The organism is Haladaptatus sp. ZSTT2 (assembly GCF_037081775.1).
Taxonomy (GTDB): Archaea; Halobacteriota; Halobacteria; order Halobacteriales; family Halococcaceae; genus QDMS2.
In genome coordinates this window covers 2,707,085-2,727,675 of sequence record NZ_JBAMHQ010000001.1, presented here as the reverse complement: position 1 = coordinate 2,727,675, position 20,591 = coordinate 2,707,085, and the positions used below count along the sequence as shown (strand labels likewise).

Sequence of the window (20,591 nt, the reverse complement as noted above, 5' to 3'; positions counted from 1 at the left end):
GTGAAATCGGGTGAGGCAGGCACGCAGCCTGTTTCATCCCGTAGAAGCTACGAAAGCGTACTACGGAGGTGAATGATGGCAGAATATGATATAGTGCAAGCAGTCTCTCGCGCACTCGACGAGGCACCTGAGCGGAAGTTCCGCGAAACGGTCGACCTCGCGATTAACCTGCGCGACCTCGACTTAAACGAGCCGTCGAAACGTGTTGATGAGAGTGTCGTCCTCCCAGCGGGGACCGGTCAGGAGACCCAGATTGTGGTCTTCGCCGATGGTGAAACCGCACTCCGAGCAGAAGATGTCGCGACCGTCATGGGTAAAGACGACATCGAAGACCTCGGAGATGACACGAACGCAGCCAAGGACTTAGCAGACGAGACCGACTTCTTCGTTGCAGAAGTCTCGAAGATGCAGGACATCGGTCGGCACCTTGGTACCGTTCTCGGTCCACGCGGTAAGATGCCAACACCACTCCAGCCCGACGACGACGTTGTCGAGGTAGTGAATCGTATGAAAAACACCGTCCAGCTCCGGAGCCGCGACCGGCGGACCTTCCACACCCGCGTGGGTGCAGAAGACATGTCTCCTGAGGATATCGGCGAGAACGTCGACGTTATCCTCCGGCGTCTGGAAGCAAACCTGGAAAAAGGGCCGCTCAACATCGACAGCGTCTACGTCAAGACGACGATGGGCCCGAGTGTGAGGGTGGCATAATGTCTGCAGAAGCCGAGCGCAAAACAGAGGTCATTCCCGAGTGGAAGCGCGAGGAAGTCGACGCACTCGTCGACATCTTCGAAGAATACCAGAGTGTCGGCGTCGTCCGCATCTCCGGTATCCCATCGAAGCAACTGCAGGCCATGCGCCGCGAACTCCACGGAAGCGCACAACTCCGCGTCAGCCGCAACACGCTGATGACGCGTGCGCTGGAACAGATCAACGACGGGTTAGAGCAACTCGTAGCGCACGTAGACGGGCAGGTCGGCCTCATCGGCACCAACGACAACCCGTTCGGTCTCTTCAAGAAGCTCGAAGACTCGAAGACGCCAGCCCCAATCAACGCTGGCGAAGTTGCACCCAACGACATCGTCATCCCAGCGGGTGACACCGGCGCAGACCCCGGCCCGTTCGTGGGTGAACTCCAGCAAGTTGGCGCAAACGCCCGCATCCAGGATGGCTCCATCCACGTCTTAGAGGACTCGAAGGTTCTCGAAGAAGGCGAAGAAGTCACCCAGCAGCTCTCGTCCGTCCTCGCAGAACTCGGCATCGAGCCGAAAGAGGTCGGTCTCGACCTGCGCAGTGTGTACTCCGAAGGCGTGCTGTTCGCCCCAGAGGAACTCGCCATCGATGTGGACGAGTACCGCAGCGACATCGAGCGTGCCGTGGCCCAGGCCCGGAACCTCTCGATCAACGCGGTCTACCCAACGGCCCAGACGGCACCCGCACTCATTGCCAAAGCAACCGGCGAGGCAAAGAGCGTGGGCCTGCAGGCCGCCATCGCCAGCCCGGACCTCGCACCCGATCTTGTCAGCCGCGCCGACGCGCAGATGCGCGCGCTCGCGGCCCTGATCGACGACGAGGAGGCCCTGCCCGAGGAGCTTCGCGGCATCGAAGCCGCAGCTCCCGCGCAGTCGGCTGAAGCTGAAGAAGAAGAATCGACTGATGACCAAGCCGCTGAGACCGACGCCGCGGACGAAAACGACGAAGACGAAGACGAGGACGCTGGTGAGGGTCTCGGCAACCTATTCGGATAAGCTACAATGGAATACATCTACGCAGCGCTCATCCTGAACGAGACGGACGCAGAGATCAACGAAGAAAACCTCACCGCAGTGCTCGACGCCGCAGGCGTTGACGTCGAAGAGTCCCGCGTGAAGGCGCTCGTCGCCGCACTCGAGGACGTCGACATCGAAGACGCAATCGAGCAGGCAGCCGCAGTCCCTGCCGCCGGTGGCGCCGCCGCACCTGCAGAGGGTGGCGACGACTCCGACGACGACAGCGACGACGACGCTGCAGCAGCCGACGAGGGCGACGACGACGAAGAAGAAGAGGACGAAGAGGCCAGCGGCGAAGGTCTCGGCTCCCTCTTCGGCTAAACGTCACGCCACACCAACCTACATTTTTTATCGGACGCTGGGTTCTGAGTCACATCACTTTGCAGTCACCGAAAGGCAGTTCCTCGAGTTTATACACAAACCCGGAACCAGTCCGTGCTGAATGGCCCTCGCAGGCGTCAGTGTCCAGTTCGCCTCTGAAACCACCCTCACGACCCTCGGGTTCGTCGCAGGTGGCATCCTCCTTGGGACGGTGAGTGGCCTCATCCCCGGCCTTCACGCGAACAACTTCGCGCTCTTGCTCGCGGCAGGCGCGCCACACGTCCCCGGGCCGCCCGCACTCGTTGGCGTTTCCATGCTCGCGGCGGGTGTCGTCCACACTTTCCTCGACGTGGTTCCCGCACTCTCCCTCGGCGTGCCCGACCCGGCGTTTGCCCCCGGTGCGCTTCCCGGCCACCGGCTCGTCCTTGCAGGACAGGGACGCGAAGCGCTCCGACTCTCCGCGCTCGGCAGCGGCCTCGCGGTCTTTTTCGCCCTCCCGCGCGCGCTTCCAGTGACGAGAGCGATGACGTGGGGGTACCCCATTATCGACGCCCACCTCTGGGTCGTCCTCGGTACAATCGGCCTCGCGCTCGTCGTCGGTGAGCCGACACCCAGACGTAAACTGTGGGCGGTGGTGATTCTCACTGCGAGTAGCGCCCTCGGAGTGGCAACACTGGACCTGCCCGCACGCGGGTTGTTTCCGACTGGCGACCTACTCATGCCGCTGTTCGCAGGACTGTTCGGCGCACCCGTCCTCCTCACTGCGATGGACGGCGCAGGCGTCCCCGAGCAGGCGACAGCCGTCGTCACCTCGTCGAAAACGTTGGTGTGTGGGACTGCGCTTGCGGGGACGCTCTCGGGTGCAATCGTCGGCTATCTTCCCGGTGTGTCGAGTGCGATTGCCGCGACCGCAGTGGTTCCCGTGCTCCCCGATGCAGAGCGGACGCGCGGGTTCATCGTCGCAACGAGCGGCGTGAACACGGCAAACACGATTTTCGCGCTCTTCGCACTCGTCTCGCTCGGCACGCCGCGAACTGGTGTGCTCGTCGCGCTTGACGATGCGGGCGTACCGCTCAATCTGCCCGTGCTTCTTTCGGGGATTACGATTGCCGCCGCGGTCGGATTCGTTCTCGTTCCTCGCCTTGGCGACTGGTATCTCGAAACCGTTGGCCGACTGGACTACACGCTACTCTCGCTCGTCGTTCTCTCCCTGCTCATCGCCCTCGCGTGGGCGTTTGCTGGGCTGTTCGGCGTCTGTGTGCTCGTAGTAGCAACCGTACTCGGGCTGGTTCCGGTTCGCGTTGGGACGCGCAGAGTCCATCTCATGGGTGTGCTCCTCGGCCCGCTCGTACTCCGCGACGTGTGTGCAAATCTCCTCGTCTGTTGGTAGGCAGAGAGCACCGCAGTGTTGTGGTTTCGATGTGTTTATGACAATCCCCTACAGGATGGTGGTTAGATGCACGAAATGGTTGGACACGGACAGGAGTGCACTGATGGCAGATAACGAACCCCCTTCTGAGGCAGGTTTCGTCGAATACGGAATCGAGGAGAAACCACCGCTTGGCGAATCTGCCTTGCTCGGTCTTCAACACTACCTCACGATGGTCGGTGCGAACATCGCGGTGCCGCTCATTCTCGCCGGGGCGATGGGAATGCCCGCAGACGCCACCGCGCGGCTCGTCGGCACGTTTTTCGTGGTCTCAGGGATTGCGACACTCGCCCAGACGACGTTCGGAAATCGGTATCCAATCGTCCAAGGTGCGCCGTTTTCGATGCTCGCTCCGGCGCTCGCCATCATCGGCGTCGTCGGCAGCTTCCCCGGCAACCCCGGGTGGGAAGTGATGATTGTCCACCTCCAAGGCGCGATTATCGTCGCCGCGCTCGCTGAGGTCGCCATTGGCTACTTTGGGGTCGTCGGCAAACTCCGACAGTTTCTCTCGCCGGTCGTCGTTGCCCCGACGATTGCGCTCATCGGTCTCTCGCTGTTCTCGGTTCCACAGGTCACGAGCGCGACCCAGAACTGGTGGCTGCTCGGGCTCACGCTGTTCCTCATCGTGTTGTTCAGCCAGTACCTGAAAGAGAGTAACAAGGTGTTCAAGCTGTTCCCCGTCTTGCTCGCGATTGTCGTCGCCTACGTCGTGGCCGCCGTGCTGTCGGTTACCGGCGTCTACGCGCCCGGAACGCCCGGATACGTGGACTTTTCGACAGTGACGAGCGCCCCGGCACTGCTCCCAATCTATCCGCTCCAGTTCGGGATGCCGGTCATCGAAACCTCGTTCATCGTCGGGATGTTCGCAGGGGTCGTCGCTTCAATTGTCGAATCGTTCGGTGATTATCACGCCGTTGCCCGCCTTTCGGGCGTTGGTGCGCCCAGCGAGAAACGCATCAACCACGGCATCGGCATGGAGGGCCTGATGAACGTGTTCGCGGGCATCATGGGCGCGGGCGGTTCAACCTCCTACTCAGAGAACATCGGCGCAATCGGGCTCACCGGGGTCGCCTCCCGCTACGTCGTCCAAGTCGGCGCGGCCATCATGCTCCTGATTGGCTTTATCGGCTACTTCGGCCAGCTTATCGCCACCATCCCAAGCCCAATCATCGGCGGCCTGTTCATCGCCATGTTCGGCCAAATCGTGGCCGTTGGGCTCTCGAATCTCAAGTACGTCGACTTAGACTCCTCGCGCAACATCTTCGTCCTCGGGACGGCTATGTTCGCCGGGCTTGCGATTCCGGCCTACATGAACAACGTCGCGGCGGTCGACCCGAACATCGCCGGCCCGGAGATGCTCCGCATGGGCCTCGAAGGCGTCCCGCTTCTCGGCGTTGTGCTCGGCACGAAACTCGTCGCGGACACCCTGTTCGTCATCGGTGGCACGGGCATGGCAGTCGGCGGCCTCGTCGCCGTCGTTCTCGACAACACCATCCCCGGTTCGGACGACGAACGCGGTCTCACCGTCTGGCAAGCGATTGCCGAAGACGACGAGGACTTCCAGACGTTCTTCGAACGCCGGAGCAACGATGGCGCGAGCGGATCGCCAGAAAGCGCGGATTAAGAACAGTTAGTTTTTCCACTTAATCGAGCAACCCCGCGACGGGAGGAACCCTTTGTCTACGGCTTCGCCCGCGAGCACGGACTCGATGGCCTCGCGCATGTCGTGTTGGGTTGGCTCGTCGTCGGGCGAGAGCGCGTCGTCGAGGCGGCCGTGCCATGCGAGTTCGAACGCGCCGTCTTCTTTGCGGAACAAGAACGGGTCTGGCGTACAGACCGCACCGTAGGCGCGGGCCACGTCTTGGGACTCGTCGTAGAGGTAGGCGTCGTACTGGATGGTGCCGTTTTCGACGAGTTCCTGCATCTTCTCGAAGGAGTCTTCTGGATACTCGGCTGCGTCGTTCGGGCTGATGCCGACTACCGCCACGTCGTCGTAGTCCGCGGCGAGGTCGTTCAGCATCTCGAATTTCGCCTTCGCGTACGGACAGTGGTTGCACGTGAACACCACAAGCAGGGCGTCGTTGTCGGCAAACGAGTCGAGCGTGTAGGTCTCGCCGTCGGTTCCCGGCAACGAGAAGTCGGGTGCCTCGTCGCCAACGTCGAGTTCCTCTTCGGATTCGAGCAGTACCATGGCTACGCAAAGGGACTCAGGGGAAAAGTGTGTTCTGCCAGTGGGCCGGTCTTACTCTGCGGCCGCAGCCGCTCCAGAGGTGGCCTGACTGCTCGCCGCCCGTACCGCGGCCGTCAGCCCCACGGCGAGCGCGGCAAGTCCGGCGATGAGATAAAACGCCACGTCCACTCCTGCGATGTCGATGACGTAGCCGAACACGGGCGGGCCAATCGCGCCACCCGCGGAGATGCCGATGGTCATGAGCGCGAAGTTCTTGCCCACGTCTTTGCGCGCCGAGGCGCGGTCGGTGAGTTTCGCGCGGGCGGGCCGGCTCACGTCGATGGTACTTTCGAGGAGCAGGACGAACCCGAGCGCCAGCAAGACGGGCACCATCGAGGAGGCGAGCACGGCGGCGAGCAACGTGAGCGCGCCGTACCCCGCATAGAGGACGTACTCTGCGAGCGCACGGTCTGAGAGCCAGCCGCCGAGTAAGATGAAGCCCGCGCCAATCGCGAGCATCGCAGAGGAGGCGAGGCTGGCGTCGGCGCTCGCAAACCCGTAGCCCGACGAAAGCAGGGTCTGTGAATACGTGCGGATGCCCCACGCCGCGAGGGAGTTCACGAACCAGAGAATCGTGAGCAAGAGAATGAGCGGCGTCGTGAGGAGCGTCCGAAGTTCGTTCGTGAAGTTCGGCGTCGAGCCACTGGTTTTCGTCTCGGGTGGGTGGGTCACGTCGCGGCTGACGTACCGCCAGAACGTGCCGAGACAGACCACGGCGTAGAGGCCACCGAACGCGGCGATTGCGAGGAAGGCTTCGCGCCACCCGCCACCGAGGCTGAGTACGAGCGGGACGAGCGCGAACGGCGCGGCCAGCCCGAGCACGCCGGTAAAGCCGTGGACGCTGTAAGCGCGTCCGCGTCTTGACTCGTCGGTGGCAGCAGCGAGTATTGGGTAGTGCGCCGGGTGGTGACCCGCGACGCCGATACCGAGGACGACCATCGAGAGCAATAGCCACTCGTAGCTCTGGGCGGCGGCGGCGAGGGCGGCCCCCACCGCACCGAAGCCGAGCGAGATGGCGAGAACGAGCGTCCGGCTGTAGGTGTCGGAAACGTAGCCAAACGGCAGTTGGAACAGCGTCACCACACCGCCGAGGACGCCCACGGCGAGGCCGAGCTGGGCGGTCGAGACGGAAAACGCCGGGCCGAGAAGCGCGAACGCGGGCGGCAGCAACATCAGGTACATATGGTTCACGAAGTGCGACCCGCCGATGAGAGAGACGACGAGCGCAGATTCGCGGCTGTCTGAGAGGGCAGTTCCGGTGGACACGACTTATTCTACCTCGTCGCTCGTTCGGCTTAGCCCTCCCGACTGCGACAACGGGGCGAACGATTTTGGGTTTTGGCGCGAAACGTCGGGTATGAGCCAGTTCACCGTCGCTGCCTGTCAACTCGACTCGACAGACGACAAACAGGACAACGTAGAGCGCGCACTCTCGTTCGTCGACGAGGCCGCGAGCAAGGACGCAGACATCGTCGCGTTCCCCGAGATGTTCCCGTACATCGGGTCGAAAGACGCCTACCCCGAGGTCGCAGAGGAGGTTCCCGGGCCGACCACCGACCGCCTCGCCGCGCGCGCAGAAGACTACGGGATGTACATCCACGCAGGGAGCATGTTCGAACCCGCCCCGGACGGCCGGGTCTACAACACCACCGCGCTCATCAACCCCGACGGCGAGGTGGCGGCGACCTACCGCAAGGCCCACCTGTTCGACATCGACGTTCCCGGCGGCGTGACCTACGAGGAATCAGAGCGCGTCGCACCCGGTGACGAGGCCGTCGTCGCGGAAACTTCGCTTGCGAACTTCGGCCTCTCTATCTGCTACGACCTGCGCTTCCCCGAACTCTACAGCACCCTCGTGCGCAAGGGTGCAGAAGTCATCTTCGTCCCCGCGGCGTTCACGCTGTTCACTGGCAAAGACCACTGGGAGCCACTCCTCCGTGCGCGTGCCATCGAGAGCCAGTGTTATGTCGTTGCACCCGGCCAGATTGGCGACAAGAAGGATTCAGCTCACACCTACGGCAAGACGATGGTCATCGACCCGTGGGGGAACGTCACCAGACAGGCGAGCGACCGGGAGGAACTGATTACCGCACCGATTGACTTAGACTATCTCCAAGAAGTGCGCCGTGACCTCCCGTCGCTTCAACACAAGCGCGACGACGTGTATTTCTAACCCGCGTTAGGCGGTCTGTTCTTCGTACGCCTCGGGGCTGAGCAGCGCATCGAGCTCACTTCTATCAGCGAGTGAGACGGTGATGAACCAGCCGTCTCCGTACGGGTCGTCGTTCACCAACTCGGGGGCGTCCGTCAAATCGTCGTTTACGGCTTCGACCGTGCCCGAGATGGGGGCATAGAGGTCTGAGACGGCTTTGATGGATTCGACGACGCCGAACTCGCTGTCTTTGGAAATCTCCTCGCCCTCGCTCGGGAGTTCGACAAACACGATGTCTCCGAGTTCGTCCTGGGCGAAATCCGTGATGCCGATGGTTGCGGTGCCGTTCTCGACGGCGACCCACTCGTGCGATGCTGCGTACTTCAGGTCGTCTGGGATGTCAAACATGGTTACTGGTGTCGTTGTAAGAATCGCGGCGTTTCGACGATGGCGGGAATCGAACGCCCCCGAATGTCGATTTCGACGTCGGTGCCGGGTTCGGCCACGTCGGCGTCAACGTAGCCAATCCCGATTGGAAGGTCGAGCGTCGGACTCATCGTCCCGCTCGTGAGTTCCCCGACGTGCTCGTCTGCTTTGAGGACCGAACATCCTGCGCGAGGCACACCCCGTCCGTCGAGTTCGATGCCGACCATCGACTGGTCGGGGTCTGCGTCTACGAGTGCGTCTCGGCCAACGAACTCGGTGTCGAGAGAAACGACGAACCCGAGGCCTGCTTCGAAGGGCGTCCGTGGTTCGGTTTCGGGGTGGAAATCCTGTCCAGAGAGGAGCAGGCCGGCTTCGAGGCGTAAGGTGTCGCGCGCCCCGAGTCCACAGGGCTGTACTCCCTCGAAGGTGTTCCAGAGCGCCGCTGCATCGTCGGCGTCGAACACGATTTCGAAGCCGTCTTCACCGGTGTAGCCCGTCCGCGCAACGTGGCACTCGACGCCGCCGATAGCGGTTTCACAGACGGAAAACCGGCCGAGCGCAGACACGTCAGTGGACGCTTCTTCGTTCACCCGTTTGACGGCGTGTGGCCCCTGTACGGCGACCATGCCGGTCGACAGCGTGCGATTCTCGATGGTGACCGAAAGGTCCCACTGGGCTGCATGGTCGCGCCATCGGGCTTCCATCTCCTCGTCGTGACCCGCGTTCGGGATGAACAGGTACGTCTCGCCGTCGGGGAGCAGATACACCACCGTGTCGTCTACGATGATGCCGTCTTCGCGGGTGATACAGGCGTACTGGGCGTCGCCGGCAGAAAGGTCGGCCACGTCGTTTGTCGTGAGCCGGTTCATGAGTTCCGTCGCGTCCGGCCCCGAGACGAACACCTCACCCATATGACTCACGTCGAAGATGCCGACTGCATTGCGGACGGCGTCGTGTTCGTGGGTAATCGAGGTGTATTTGACGGGCATCGCCCAGCCGCCAAAGTCCGTCATTTTCGCGTCGTGCTCGCGGTGGATGGCCCCGAGTGGTGACTCGCGTAGGCTCATTCGTCGAGAATGGCTTCGTATTCGAAGACGCCGTCGAACGCGCGTTCGAGGAGACGTTCCATATCGTCTTGCGTCGTGATGCGCGGGTTCCCCGTGAGACTGCCATCCGAAAGCGCCTGTTCTGCGAGTTCGGGGATGGCTTCGCGCTTTGCGGCCGTCGCTTCGAGCGTTCGCGGAATCCGAACGTCGTCTGCGAGCTGTCGGGTGGCACGCACGGCTTTGTACCCCTCTTTGCGCGCGGGTTCGTCCTCGTCGATGGACTCACCGAGCGCGTCCGCGATTTCCACCATCTTCTCTGGTACCTGCGGGAGGTTGAACTCCATCACGTACGGGAGGATAATCGCGTTTACGAGGCCGTGCGGGACGCCGAATTTACCGCCCACTTGGTGGGAGAGCGCGTGTACCGCGCCGAGTCCCGCCCCGTTGAACGCCATGCCCGCTTGGGTGCTGGCGCGCGCCATGTTCGCGAGCGCGTCGTCGTCGCCCCCGCGATATTCGACGGCCCGAACCAGATTCGCGCCGACTTTCTCGATTGAATCGAGCGCGAGCGCGGAGGTCTGACTTTGGGCTTTTATCGAGACGTACGCCTCAACGGAATGGGTGAGCACGTCCATCCCGGTCGCGGCTTTCACCGGCGGCGGCGCGCTTTTCGTCAGGTCTGCGTCGATGAGCGCGAGGTCAGCGAGCAGTTTGACGTCGCCAATCTCCTCTTTGATGTTCGTCTCTGAGTCTTTCACGATACACCAGTGGCCAACTTCACTCCCCGTGCCCGAGGTCGTCGGGATGTAGATGCTTGGTGGAGTGGGGTTCGGAACGTTTCCAGACCCCTCGAAATCCAGGATGTGGCCATCGTTGGTCGTGAGGATGCTCGCGGCCTTCGCGGTGTCCATCGACGACCCGCCGCCGACGCCGAGCAAGAGGTCTGCGTCCGCATCGTCGTAGGCGTCTGCGGCCGCGTGAACGACGGTGTCTGTCGGGTCGGGTTCGACTCCATCGAAGATTTCGTACGTTTTGCCCGCCTCCGAAAGCGATTCGAGGATGGGCGCTAACACGCCCGCGTCTCTGACGCCGCTGTCGGTGACGATGAGGACGGTGTCTGCACCGAATCGTTCGACATAATCGCCGGTCTGGGACGCCACACCCGCACCGAAGAGGACTCGGTTGGGGACGTTCCACATCTGAGATTGTTGAGTCATGATATGCTACGTGGATGGTGTGCCCGTCGAGCTAACGTCAACCACGCGGGCAACCACAGCCCACGGCAGTGTCTCGGAGCTGAACACACCGGTCATGCAACCTGTGTGTTGCTCTCTAGCGTGCAAGGTGGTTCTGCCACATACCTGCGGATGTTTAAATAGCTCCGTGCGTCGGTTTCCACCGGCCCGCCTAAGTATATTGCACGTAACATGCAAGTGAGGAATGGCGAAAATCACTGGACAAGACGAGTTCGAAGTCCGCTTTATCCGTACCCCCGAACAGTACGCGATTGGGGTTCGGATAAAGGTGCACGACGGCGAGTGGTCAGACCAAGTATTGCTTACCACTGGACAGGCAGACCAGTTCATCGATGCGCTCGAAACCGCGCGCGACCGGTCGCGGCGGGCGGCGATGCGCGAACTTGCCAAAGAAGAAGGTGCAGATGACGACGAACTCGAAGCGCTTCTCGACGAAGCGCTCCCCATCGAAGACGACGAGTTTTAATCAGCTATCGAGTGGGTACATGGGCCGCGAAACGTGCTCGTACGTGAACTGCGTGAGGTCTGGGTCTGCCATTCCCGGCGTCGCTACCTCTCGAATCTCGCCGACGAGCGGTTCGAAACCAGCGCGGTAGTGCACCGTACTTTTCACGACAAGCACGGCGCAGTCTTCCGGCGTGATACCCTGACTTCGGAACGCCTCGGGGTCGTAGGGCTGCTGGCGGTGTGAGCCGACGATAACCGAGACGCCGTCTACGTCGAGGACGGCCGTTTTCCCGAAGCTCACCTGCAACCCAGTGGACATCGGGCCGCGATTTCTGTACGTGCCGTCGGTGATGCGATGCACCGTTCCCGTCACCGAAAGCGGGTCGCCGTTTGCCTCTGTGTGGCCGCCGAGTTCGACTGCAACGTCGGCTCCGACACCGGCTTCGACGGCCGCCTCCACTGCGGCCGGGTCGTAAAGCATTGCGAGGGCGGCGTTCTCGACGCCCGCCGAGAGTAGGGCTTCGAGGAGCACCGTGCCGTCCTCTGCGGCCCCGCCACCGGGGTTGTCCGAGATGTCTGCGAGCAACAGCGGTTTTTCGCCTGTCCACTCCGCAGCTTCGCTGGCGGCGGCTTCGACCGACGTGTACGACCGGTCGAACTCGCTTCGCCGGTCCCACGCTTCGCTCGCGAGTTCTGCACAGACCGCTCGCGTCTTCTCCGCACACGCGGCGTCGGTGACGCCGACCACGCTGAATCCAGCCTCTGGCACGTCTGCGTAGGCGTAGCCGCCGAACACCGAGATGTCGGGCGCGAGAGCGTGTTCGTGCTGCGAAGCCGAATCAAGGAGCGACCGCATCGGTTCGATGGCCGTCTGGAGCGGTGGCAGCGGCGGCAGCAACCGCTCTCGTTCTATGACCACGACCGGATCGAGGTCGCCAGCGAGCGTGGCAGCCATGGCTTCTGCGGCTTCGACGCCGGTTTCCCCAATGTCGACGTGCGGGTAGGTGTCGTAGCCGAACAGCCCATCTGCCAACTCGCCCATTCTGTCTGAGATGTTCGCGTGTAAGTCGAGCGTCGCCATCACCGGCACGTCGCCTGCCGCCTCGCGGACGCGTTCGAGGATGTAGCCGTCTCCGTCGGGGTGGCTCTCTGCGACCATCGCGCCGTGGAGGCCAAGCAACACTGCGTCCGGGTCTGCCTCCTCTACGCCCGAGACGAGCGAATCGAGGAAGGATTCGAGCGCCTCGTCGGTGACGATGCCACCGGGAGTGGCGTTCGCGGCGACGGTCGGGACGACCTCCCAATCCTGTTCGTCCGCAACCTCGAGAAAACCACCAAGGTCGGTGTTCGTGTCGGTGAACTCGGGGATGATTTCGTCGCCAAAGAACAGCGACGTGGCCGCGAACTCGTCGTAATCCGTCGTGAGCGACGAGAACGTGTGCGTCTCGTGTTTGATGCGCCCGACGACGACGGTTTTACCGCTCACAGGTAGGGGTCCTCCATCTCGTCGAACTCGACGACGACGCTGTTGACCGTGGTGAACGCTTCGACCCCTTCGAGACCGCCCTCTCTCCCGATGCCCGATTCTTTGTTCCCGCCCCACGGACTCTGTGGCATCGAGACGGGGAACGTGTTCACGGCGACGAGGCCGTGGTCTAAGTCGTCTGCGAGTTTCGTCGCCGCAAGCCGGTCCGTCCAGAGTGAGGCGGCGAGCGCGAACCGGGAGTCGTTCGCCACCTCGATGGCTTCAGCGGTCGAATCGACGGTGATAATCGAGAGCACTGGCCCGAAGATTTCCTCACACGCGACGGTCATGTCGTTCGTCACGCCGTCGATAATCGTCGGTTCGAGATAATGGCCGTCTGCGAGCGCAGGGTCGTCCGGGCGTTTTCCGCCAGCGATGACGGTTGCACCCTCCGCCTTTGCCCCTTCTACGTACGCCAGCATCTCTTCGAGTGCGCTCTCGGTGATGACCGGCCCCATGTCCGTCTCGGGGTCGGTTCCCGGCCCGAGGGTGATGCGTTCGGTCTTTTCTACGATGCGCGAGACCAACTCGTCGTGGAGCGATTCGTGAACCACGAGTCTGGAGGTGGCCACGCAGTTCTGTCCGTTGTTCGAGAAGATGCCCTGTACCACACCACGGGCGGCGTTTTCTACGTCGGCATCGTCGAGAACGATTGCGGGAGCCTTCCCGCCGAGTTCCACGTCCACGGGCGTGATGTGTTCTGCCGCCGCCGACAGGACGTGCTGGCCCACGCCGACTGACCCGGTGAACGTGATCGCATCGACGTTTGCGTTCGACGCGAGTTCGTCGCCGACGTCGCTACCCGACCCGGGCACGACGTTCACGACGCCTGCGGGCGTCGCCTCGACGATGAGTTCACACACCCACATCGTCGCGAGCGGTGCCTGACTCGGCGGTTTGATGACGAGCGTGTTGCCGGTTGCGAGGGCGGCGGCGATGCTCCGCGTGCCGAGCAACAGCGGGTAGTTCCACGGAACGATGTGCGCCGTGACGCCGTAGGGAACCCGCTTCGTGTAGTTGAACCGGTGGTCGGGCGTCGGAACGGTGTCGCCTCTCACCTTGTCGGTGACGCCCGCGTAGAATCGGAACTGGGCGATTGTCTCACCGACTTCACCCTCGGCGGTGGCGAGTGGCTTGCCGGTCTCTTCTGCGAGGAGGTACGCGAGGTCGCCCGCGACCGCTTCGAGTTCGTCTGCGACTTCAGTGAGCGCGGCTGTGCGCTCACTGGGTGGGGCGCTCGCCCACTCGTTTTTCGTCCGCGCTGCCGCGGCGATTGCCTCCCGGGCCTGCTCGCGCGTCCCTTTCGCGACGCTGCCGAGCGATTCGCCCGTGGCTGGATTCGTGACGGTGAGGCTCTCTCCCGCCTCTCGCTTGTCGCCGTCAATGAGCAGTTCGTATTCAACCATACGAGTGTGAACATCGGTGACACGCCTATCGGTTACTCCACCATGTTGGGACTCTTTATAACGGGTGTCACCGCAGGTCAGGCGGAAAAACCGGCCGAGGGAGCGAGTGCAGTTATAATATATCGCAAGTCTGCGGGTCAAAGGCTATGGACTGTGGCATGCGTTGACTACACAGACGCTTAGATGAGTGTGCAACTTGATACAGCCGACATTGACTGGGTCAGACTGGTGTGGACAGATTTGAACGGTGTCGCCCGTGGGATTTCGCTGCCGAAAGCGGAGTACGAACACGCCACAGACGAGGGTGTCGGGTTTGCAAACGGGGTTGCGGAACTCACGCTCGAACCCGGGTTGCTCGACGACCCAAAGTATGGGCCCGAGTCCGGCGACATGATGGCGGTGCCAGACGAAGAATCGTTGAAGCCCGTCTCGTGGGAGGAGAACACCGCGATGGTGTTCTCAGACCTCACGCGCGTCGATGGTGCGCAACTCGACCTCTGTTCGCGCGGCGTGCTCAAGAACGTCATCGACGAACTCGAAGCAGAAGGGTACACGCCGCTCGCCGGAATCGAGACGGAGTTCTCGCTCATGGTCGAAACCGAAGACGGCCTCGAACCTTTCAACACGCGCTGTTCGTACGACATGGACGCCGTAGACCAGGCGCGCTCGCAGTTCGAAGACTGGCGCGAGGCGATGGCCGCCGCGGGCTACGAAGTCACCGGTGCACACCAAGAGTCCCAGCCCGGCCAGTACGAGGTCAACATCAAGTACGACGACCCACTCACGGCGGCGGACGGCGTCATGTTCTTCCGCCACATGCTGAAAGCTATCTCGCGTCGCCACGGCCTGAAAGCGACCATGATGCCCCGACCCTACTCGGGCGAGGACGCAAACGGGATGCACTTTCACCTCAGCCTGTGGGACAGCACCGTCGAGGAAAATCAGTTCGCCGCAGCCGAGAACAACCTCGACTTCCCGGCGGGCCAACACCCAGCAGAGGGAGCCGGGATTTCTGACGACGCGCGCTACTTCATCGGCGGGCTGCTCGACCACATGAAGGCGCTCACTGCCATCTGTGCGCCGACGGTCAACTCGTATAAGCGCCTCATCCCCGGCATCTGGGCACCCTCGTCGATTGCGTGGGGGCCGGACAACCGCTCGACCGTTCTCCGCATTCCACCGGAGCTCGGCAGCGCAAGCCGCATCGAACACCGGGTTCCCGACACCTCAATCAATCCGTATCTCGCCATGGCCGCCACACTCGCGGCGGGGCTTGACGGCATCAAAAACGAGACCGACCCGGGCGAGCCAACCACCAAGAACGCGTACAACGAAGACTACGAGACGCTCCCACGGACGCTGTGGGGTGCGCTCCAGCACTTAGAGCAAGACGAAGTGCTCCGCGACGCGCTCGGCGACGACCTCGTTACCGAGTTCATCAAAATCAAGCGCGACGAGTTCGACCGCTACCAGAACCACGTCACGTCGTGGGAGCGCGACGAGTACGTAGACGAGTTCTAAGAGTTCGCTTCTTTCGTGAGGAGGGGTTTTACGGCTTTGAGAATTTTCGCCTCAGACCGGCGGAGATGCTCGCCAACCGTCGAGGTGTTCGCAGAGTCGAGTTCCGCGAGTTCCGCGAGTTTACACGCCCGCGGCGAGTCGTAGTAGCCCTCGTCGATGGCCCGACTCAACACCTCTCGCTGGCGAGGCGAGAGGTTCTGGACGGCTTGTTTGACCTCGGTCAACCCGGTCAGGAGGCGGTCGAGCTCCGGGGATTTGAGCGACTCGACTTCGACGGTTCCGAGGTCGCGCAACTCTTCGTGGGCTTTGCTCACGAGTTCGTGTGAGGAGGCGACGACGCTCCAGTGTTCCCAGCCGTTTTCGACCGTTGACGGCACAGTTGGAAAGCACTCGTTTCGCAAGAGGACGTTGAGAACCGGCTCTGTCTCCGTGTCGTAGTCACCGGAGAGGCTGACGAACGCCGTCTGCTGGTCGTCGTCGTAGTTGATGAGGTGGGCTGTGGTCATCACTTCGTGGTCGGAGAGCCACGCGACGAACGCGTCCGGGTCGGTGACGTTGGTCGCCTCTATCATCGTCACGCTCGTGCGTCCCAGTCGATAGGAGTAGATGATGGTCGCTTCGATGTCGGGAAATGTGACGTTGACCGCCTCCGTCCAGCACCCTCGATGTTTGATGCTAAAGGTGTATTCGAGCATGTGAGTATAGGAATTGAGTGCGCTTGGCTGGCACACCACATATATCTGCGGATTGTCTTTACTCCGTACCGGATTGACTGGACCGCGTGACTGTTTACGGTGTGAGAAAAAATGCTGAGAACGAGCGCTAGTCGCGGCTGAGCGCTGCCTTGATTTTCTCGCCGCGCAGTTCGATGATGACAGCGATGACGAGCAACACCAGTGAGAGATAGAAAATCATCGACGCGAGCGCCGGGACGATGGGCGTAAACCCTTGGGTCATCCGGCCATGAATCCACGTCGTGACGGTGATGTCAGAGCCCTTCAGGTAGGAGACGATGTAGTAGTTGTTCCACGAGAGGACGAACGCGAAGATGGCACCTGACACGATTCCATCGGAGACGAGCGGCAAGATGACGTCTTTGTACAGCGTCACCGTGTCCGCCCCGAGGTCTCTCGCGGCTTCCTCTAAGTTCGGGTCGACGCTCAGCGCGGTGATGGAGACGACGAACATCACGATGGGTGAAATCCAGACGAGTTCACCGATAATCGCCGGCAGCACGCCATAGCCGAGGCCGGTCAGATTCGACCACATCGACATCCCCAGCCCAAGAAGAATGAGCGGGAAGAAGATGGGCAACAGCGCGAAGATTTTGAACAGCTCTTGGCCCGCGAACTCGTGGCGGGTGTAGGCAAGCGCGCCAGCCGTCCCGATAATAGTCGAGAGAATCGTCACCGGGATGGTGATTTTCGCCGTCGTCAACACCGCAGACTGCACGCTCGAAGAGGCGAGTGCCTTCGCGTACCAGTCGGTCGTAAACTCGTAGGGGAACGAGAAAATCTGGCCGTCGTAGAACGACGCGATGACGAGGCTGAACAGTGGCAACATGAAAAACAGCGCCACGAGTCCAACGTAGCCGTACCAGAGGCCGCCCCCGATGCGCGACGCGAGTGAGGTGGATTGGTCTGTACTCATTGGTTAGCTCCCCCGTGAGGCGATTTCACGCAGGTCGATTGTCCGCAGGATGACGATACCGGCGATGACCGTGATGATGAGCAGGCCAACCGCCTGTGCCGACCCGAGCGGCCAGTTCTGTGAGTAGCCAAACGAGTAGCTGATGTTGTTCGCAGCGGTGTAAATCGACCCGCCACCGAGCAGCTGTGCCTCGACTTCGGCACCCAGACTCAGGACGAACACGAACAGACACCCGATGATGATTCCCGGTTTACTCATCGGGAGCACGATGTCCCGAAACAGCATATACCGGCTCGCGCCGAGGTCACGGGCTGCCTCGAACGTCTCGTCGGAGATGGCTCCGATGGAGAGGTAAATCGGGAACAGCATGAACGGCATGTAGACGTACGTCGTCCCGAGGATGATGGTCCACTCTTGATACAGCAGCGACGGCGTCGTAATCCCGAACTGGGCAAGCAGGCTCTGCAGGACGCCCTTTTTCACGAGAAACAGCACCCACCCGAACACGCGGATGTTGACGCTCGTGAACAGCGGCACGATGAGCGAGAGCAAGAACAGCAGCTTGAATCGCTTGATTTTGCGCGCGAGTGCGTAGGCCGCCGGATAGGAGAACACGAGCGTTGCGAGCGTCGTGGCGACGCTGATGAGCACGGTGTTCGACATCACCTCGCCGTAGACGCCCGTCCCATCAATGACGCCGCCGATAATCTCTGCGTAGTTTGCGAGCGTCCACGTCGCGGGATTGAGCGTCAGGTTGTTGCCCGGCATCACCGAGAACAACACGATGGAGAGAATCGGGCCGATGAACATGAACGCCAACAGCACCGTGAGTGGAATCATGAACACCGTCGGCGGGCTGATGAGCGTACGCAGGATGCTCTCGTCGCGCTCACTGCCAAGCTGGTGCTGGAGTTTTTCTATCGTAGACATGGTCACTCCGGAACCGGGATTGCTTTCTCCGCCTCCCACTGGAGGATGGCCGTGTCGCCCATCTCGATGCCGAGTTGCTGGACGCGGTCGAAGCTCATCTCTGCGACGTACTCAGCGCCTGCACCCATCGATTTGACCTCGATGAGTGCGGTGTTCCCCTTGATGAGTACGTTGGTGACTTTCACCTCAGTGCCCATGTCACGGGTGAGCGTCGGTTCGACGGCGCAGTCGTCGTGGCGGACGACGAGGTGCGTGAGGCGGTCGTCGCTCGACCCTTGGCGTGGCACCTCGGTCGAACCATCGAATTCGGCTCCGGTGACGAGTACCGTGTCCTCGCGCACCGTCGTGTCCACCTCGAACACGTTCGCGTCGCCCATGAACTCCGCGATGAACTTGTTGTTCGGATTGCGGTAGATCTCCTCTGGCGGGCCGGTCTGGATGATGTTGCCGTCGTCGATGACGAACAGCTTGTCGCTCATGACGAGTGCGGATTCGAGTGAGTGGGTGACGTAGATGAACGTCATGTCGAGTTCGACGTTCAGGTCTGCCAACTCGCGTTGCAGACGCTTTTGGAGCACGTAGTCGAGCGAGGCGAGCGGTTCGTCGAGCAGGAGGATGTCCGGGTCGTAGGCGAGCGACCGCGCGAGTGCAACCCGCTGTTTTTGCCCGCCGGAGAGTTCTGTTGCCTGCTTATCTGCGTACACGTCGGGTTCGAGGCGGACGAGCGAGAGCAGTTCCTCTACTTTGCCGTTCACCTCGCCGCCGCGGGCTTTGATGGGGAACTCGATGTTCTCTCGCACCGTCATGTGCGGGAACAATGCCCAGGACTGGAACACGAGGCTCGTCGGCCGTTCTTGTGGTTCGAGCGTCGTGATGTCTTGGCCGTCGAATTCGAGGGTTCCGGAGGTGGGGGTGAGGTGGCCGGCAATCATCCGGAGGAGCGTCGTCTTCCCACAGCCGGAGGGGCCGACGATGGTTGCGAACTCTCCGGACTCGATTTCGAAATCGACGTCCTCGACGGCGACGAGCGAGCCGTATTCCTTGCGTAGATTTGTCGCTTGTAACATGTGTGTGGTGTGTGTCGGGATGGAGGTGGCCTAGATGCGGGTCTTCGCTTCGCGCCAGATGGGTTCGAACTTGTCTAAGTCCGGGATGCCTTCGTAGAAGACACTCCGTTCGATGATGTCGCGAACGTCGTCAACCCGAAGCACCTTGCGCTGTTCGTCGCTGTAGTTCTCCCACGCCGTTTTGTGGGGCACGACGTTCGTCCCGCCCGAGCTTGGCCACGAGAGCTTGAGGGCGTTCTCGCCGTTCATCATGTAGGCCATGTAGTTGTCAGAGATGTCCGGCTGCTCGCCTTTCACGAAGGTGGACGTTTCGACCCAAATGACGCTCCCTTCGTCCGGCACGACGGCTTCGAACTCGTAGTTGCCGTCGCGACGAAGCGTGCCGTTAATCCAGTTGCCGCTGATGAATCCGATGTCGATTTCACCGGCTTTGAGCGCCTGATTCATCGACGCGAAGTCAGGGAGCAGCGTGGTCGCGTTGTCGAACAGGTCGAACGTGGCCTGTTTGACCTGTTCTACTTCCTCTTCTGTGTGCTCTTTGAACGGGTCGATGCCCTCCCGGAGCATGATAATCTGGATGCCCCAGAACATCAGGTCGTAGACGCCGACGTTGTAGTCGCCCGACCACGCGGCGTCGTAGCTCTTGTAGTCGCTCTTTGCGACCGTGTCGGTGTTCACCGCGAACGACGCCCACCCGAAGCGCTGTGGGAGGCCGTAGAGTTTGCCTTCCGTGTCGAACGAGTAGTCGTCCTCGTTGAGGAAGGCGTACTTGTAGCCGTTTTCGCGCTTGAACAGGTCGATGTACTGGTCGAAGGTGTAGGGCTTCCACGACTCGTAGTCCATTGGTCGGATGAGGTCTGCCTCTGCGAGCCGGGGAATCCACGCCATGTCGAACGTCGCCTGGTGGAACTGCTGCCACTCACCCGACTTCAAGCGGTTGAACGCCTTCGGATTCGACGTGAACAGGTCGATTTTCGTTTCGGCGTTGAATTTTTGCCGAAACGGCCCTTGGACGTTCTCTGCGTCGTAGCCCGTCCACGTCAGGTGTGCGAGCGTTTCTTTGTTGTTTTTCTCCGCGTCGGTTGGTTCGTACAACTGGGGGTGGGGTTCGGCTTCAATCATCGAAAGCGCGTCACCGTCGCCGCCGCCGCCACCGCCGCCGCCAAGACAGCCCGCGAGGCCGGACGCGGCGGTCGCACCCAGCGCACCAGTTGCTTTCAGCCATTCTCGTCTCGAAAATTCTAATTCATCTCTCATGGTTACTCGACCTCGGTTGCGTGCCGATAGTGTCAGTGTTGAGTAACATGTATGCTATCAGTTACCTCGGTCACGTCTGACAAGATTTTGGGCTGTAGACCAATACCATTCTGCCACATATGTGCGTCCGTTTATTATCCATCGCAGTCGGCCGCCGGT

20 protein-coding genes are annotated in these 20,591 nt (G+C 61.6%); 8 read left to right on the top strand and 12 right to left on the bottom strand.

What is annotated here, in order from left to right; all coding sequences use genetic code 11:
- Window positions 1–75: 75 nt before the first annotated feature.
- The 5 genes from V5N13_RS14895 to V5N13_RS14875 all read left to right on the top strand — a co-directional run bounded on the left by V5N13_RS14895 (window position 76) and on the right by V5N13_RS14875 (window position 5,143).
- Window positions 76–711, top strand: a complete 636-nt coding sequence (locus V5N13_RS14895; protein WP_332898718.1) for a 50S ribosomal protein L1 — start codon at window positions 76–78, stop codon at window positions 709–711.
- Entirely contained in the window at window positions 711–1,748 is a 1,038-nt protein-coding gene (locus tag V5N13_RS14890) for a 50S ribosomal protein L10 (RefSeq protein ID WP_336361391.1), read from the top strand. Before V5N13_RS14895 ends, V5N13_RS14890 begins: the two co-directional genes overlap by 1 nt.
- A 6-nt stretch (window positions 1,749–1,754) precedes the next feature.
- Complete coding sequence (rpl12p, locus tag V5N13_RS14885) at window positions 1,755–2,090, top strand: 50S ribosomal protein P1 (protein ID WP_332898716.1); 336 nt, start codon at window positions 1,755–1,757, stop codon at window positions 2,088–2,090.
- Between the two features lie 121 nt (window positions 2,091–2,211).
- On the top strand, window positions 2,212–3,480 hold the full coding sequence (locus tag V5N13_RS14880; protein WP_336361390.1) for a tripartite tricarboxylate transporter permease: 1,269 nt from the start codon (window positions 2,212–2,214) through the stop codon (window positions 3,478–3,480).
- Window positions 3,481–3,583: 103 nt separating this feature from the next.
- Complete coding sequence (locus V5N13_RS14875; RefSeq protein WP_336361389.1) at window positions 3,584–5,143, top strand: uracil-xanthine permease family protein; 1,560 nt, start codon at window positions 3,584–3,586, stop codon at window positions 5,141–5,143.
- A gap of 6 nt (window positions 5,144–5,149) precedes the next feature.
- Here the strand turns inward: V5N13_RS14875 and V5N13_RS14870 are convergent, their stop codons facing one another.
- A complete protein-coding gene (locus tag V5N13_RS14870; RefSeq protein WP_336361388.1) occupies window positions 5,150–5,710 on the bottom strand; it encodes a thioredoxin family protein in 561 nt (186 codons plus the stop codon).
- A gap of 51 nt (window positions 5,711–5,761) precedes the next feature.
- Window positions 5,762–7,015: an MFS transporter gene (locus tag V5N13_RS14865; protein ID WP_336361387.1), complete on the bottom strand. Its 1,254-nt coding sequence runs from the start codon at window positions 7,013–7,015 to the stop codon at window positions 5,762–5,764.
- A 91-nt stretch (window positions 7,016–7,106) separates the two neighbouring features.
- Between V5N13_RS14865 and V5N13_RS14860 the strand changes: the two genes are divergently transcribed.
- On the top strand, window positions 7,107–7,922 hold the full coding sequence (locus tag V5N13_RS14860) for a carbon-nitrogen hydrolase family protein (protein ID WP_336361386.1): 816 nt from the start codon (window positions 7,107–7,109) through the stop codon (window positions 7,920–7,922).
- Between the two features lie 6 nt (window positions 7,923–7,928).
- Here the strand turns inward: V5N13_RS14860 and gcvH are convergent, their stop codons facing one another.
- From gcvH to V5N13_RS14845, 3 genes are read right to left on the bottom strand one after another with little or no spacing between them, the layout of a single operon-like run.
- On the bottom strand, window positions 7,929–8,309 hold the full coding sequence (gene gcvH / locus V5N13_RS14855; RefSeq protein ID WP_336361385.1) for a glycine cleavage system protein GcvH: 381 nt from the start codon (window positions 8,307–8,309) through the stop codon (window positions 7,929–7,931).
- Between the two features lie 2 nt (window positions 8,310–8,311).
- Window positions 8,312–9,394, bottom strand: coding sequence for a glycine cleavage system aminomethyltransferase GcvT (gcvT, locus tag V5N13_RS14850; protein WP_336361384.1), 1,083 nt, complete (start codon window positions 9,392–9,394; stop codon window positions 8,312–8,314).
- The gene (locus tag V5N13_RS14845; RefSeq protein WP_336361383.1) at window positions 9,391–10,590 is read right to left on the bottom strand and encodes an iron-containing alcohol dehydrogenase family protein; all 1,200 of its coding nucleotides are present in this window, start codon (window positions 10,588–10,590) and stop codon (window positions 9,391–9,393) included. Before V5N13_RS14845 ends, gcvT begins: the two co-directional genes overlap by 4 nt.
- Before the next feature lie 223 nt (window positions 10,591–10,813).
- On the opposite strand from V5N13_RS14845, the gene V5N13_RS14840 reads away from it, so the two are divergent.
- Window positions 10,814–11,095, top strand: a complete 282-nt coding sequence (locus V5N13_RS14840) for a hypothetical protein (RefSeq protein ID WP_336361382.1) — start codon at window positions 10,814–10,816, stop codon at window positions 11,093–11,095.
- Here the strand turns inward: V5N13_RS14840 and V5N13_RS14835 are convergent, their stop codons facing one another.
- A complete protein-coding gene (locus V5N13_RS14835) occupies window positions 11,096–12,562 on the bottom strand; it encodes a M81 family metallopeptidase (RefSeq protein WP_336361381.1) in 1,467 nt (488 codons plus the stop codon).
- Entirely contained in the window at window positions 12,559–14,007 is a 1,449-nt protein-coding gene (locus V5N13_RS14830; RefSeq protein WP_336361380.1) for an aldehyde dehydrogenase family protein, read from the bottom strand. The genes V5N13_RS14835 and V5N13_RS14830 overlap by 4 nt, the downstream gene beginning before the upstream one ends.
- A gap of 183 nt (window positions 14,008–14,190) precedes the next feature.
- Here V5N13_RS14830 and V5N13_RS14825 point away from each other — a divergent pair, with 183 nt between their 5' ends.
- Window positions 14,191–15,528: a glutamine synthetase family protein gene (locus V5N13_RS14825; RefSeq protein WP_336361379.1), complete on the top strand. Its 1,338-nt coding sequence runs from the start codon at window positions 14,191–14,193 to the stop codon at window positions 15,526–15,528.
- Here V5N13_RS14825 and V5N13_RS14820 read toward each other — a convergent pair.
- The 5 genes from V5N13_RS14820 to V5N13_RS14800 form a co-directional block, all read right to left on the bottom strand.
- Window positions 15,525–16,223, bottom strand: coding sequence for a helix-turn-helix domain-containing protein (locus tag V5N13_RS14820; protein ID WP_332898701.1), 699 nt, complete (start codon window positions 16,221–16,223; stop codon window positions 15,525–15,527). The two genes, V5N13_RS14825 and V5N13_RS14820, sit on opposite strands and share 4 nt — an antisense overlap.
- A 127-nt stretch (window positions 16,224–16,350) precedes the next feature.
- Window positions 16,351–17,178 (bottom strand): ABC transporter permease, encoded by an 828-nt coding sequence (locus V5N13_RS14815; protein ID WP_336361378.1) that lies wholly within the window; start codon window positions 17,176–17,178, stop codon window positions 16,351–16,353.
- A 3-nt stretch (window positions 17,179–17,181) separates the two neighbouring features.
- Window positions 17,182–18,108, bottom strand: coding sequence for an ABC transporter permease (locus V5N13_RS14810; protein ID WP_336361377.1), 927 nt, complete (start codon window positions 18,106–18,108; stop codon window positions 17,182–17,184).
- 2 nt (window positions 18,109–18,110) lie between these two features.
- Window positions 18,111–19,175: an ABC transporter ATP-binding protein gene (locus V5N13_RS14805; RefSeq protein WP_336361376.1), complete on the bottom strand. Its 1,065-nt coding sequence runs from the start codon at window positions 19,173–19,175 to the stop codon at window positions 18,111–18,113.
- Between the two features lie 30 nt (window positions 19,176–19,205).
- Entirely contained in the window at window positions 19,206–20,432 is a 1,227-nt protein-coding gene (locus tag V5N13_RS14800; protein ID WP_336361375.1) for an ABC transporter substrate-binding protein, read from the bottom strand.
- Between the last annotated feature and the right edge of the window lie 159 nt (window positions 20,433–20,591).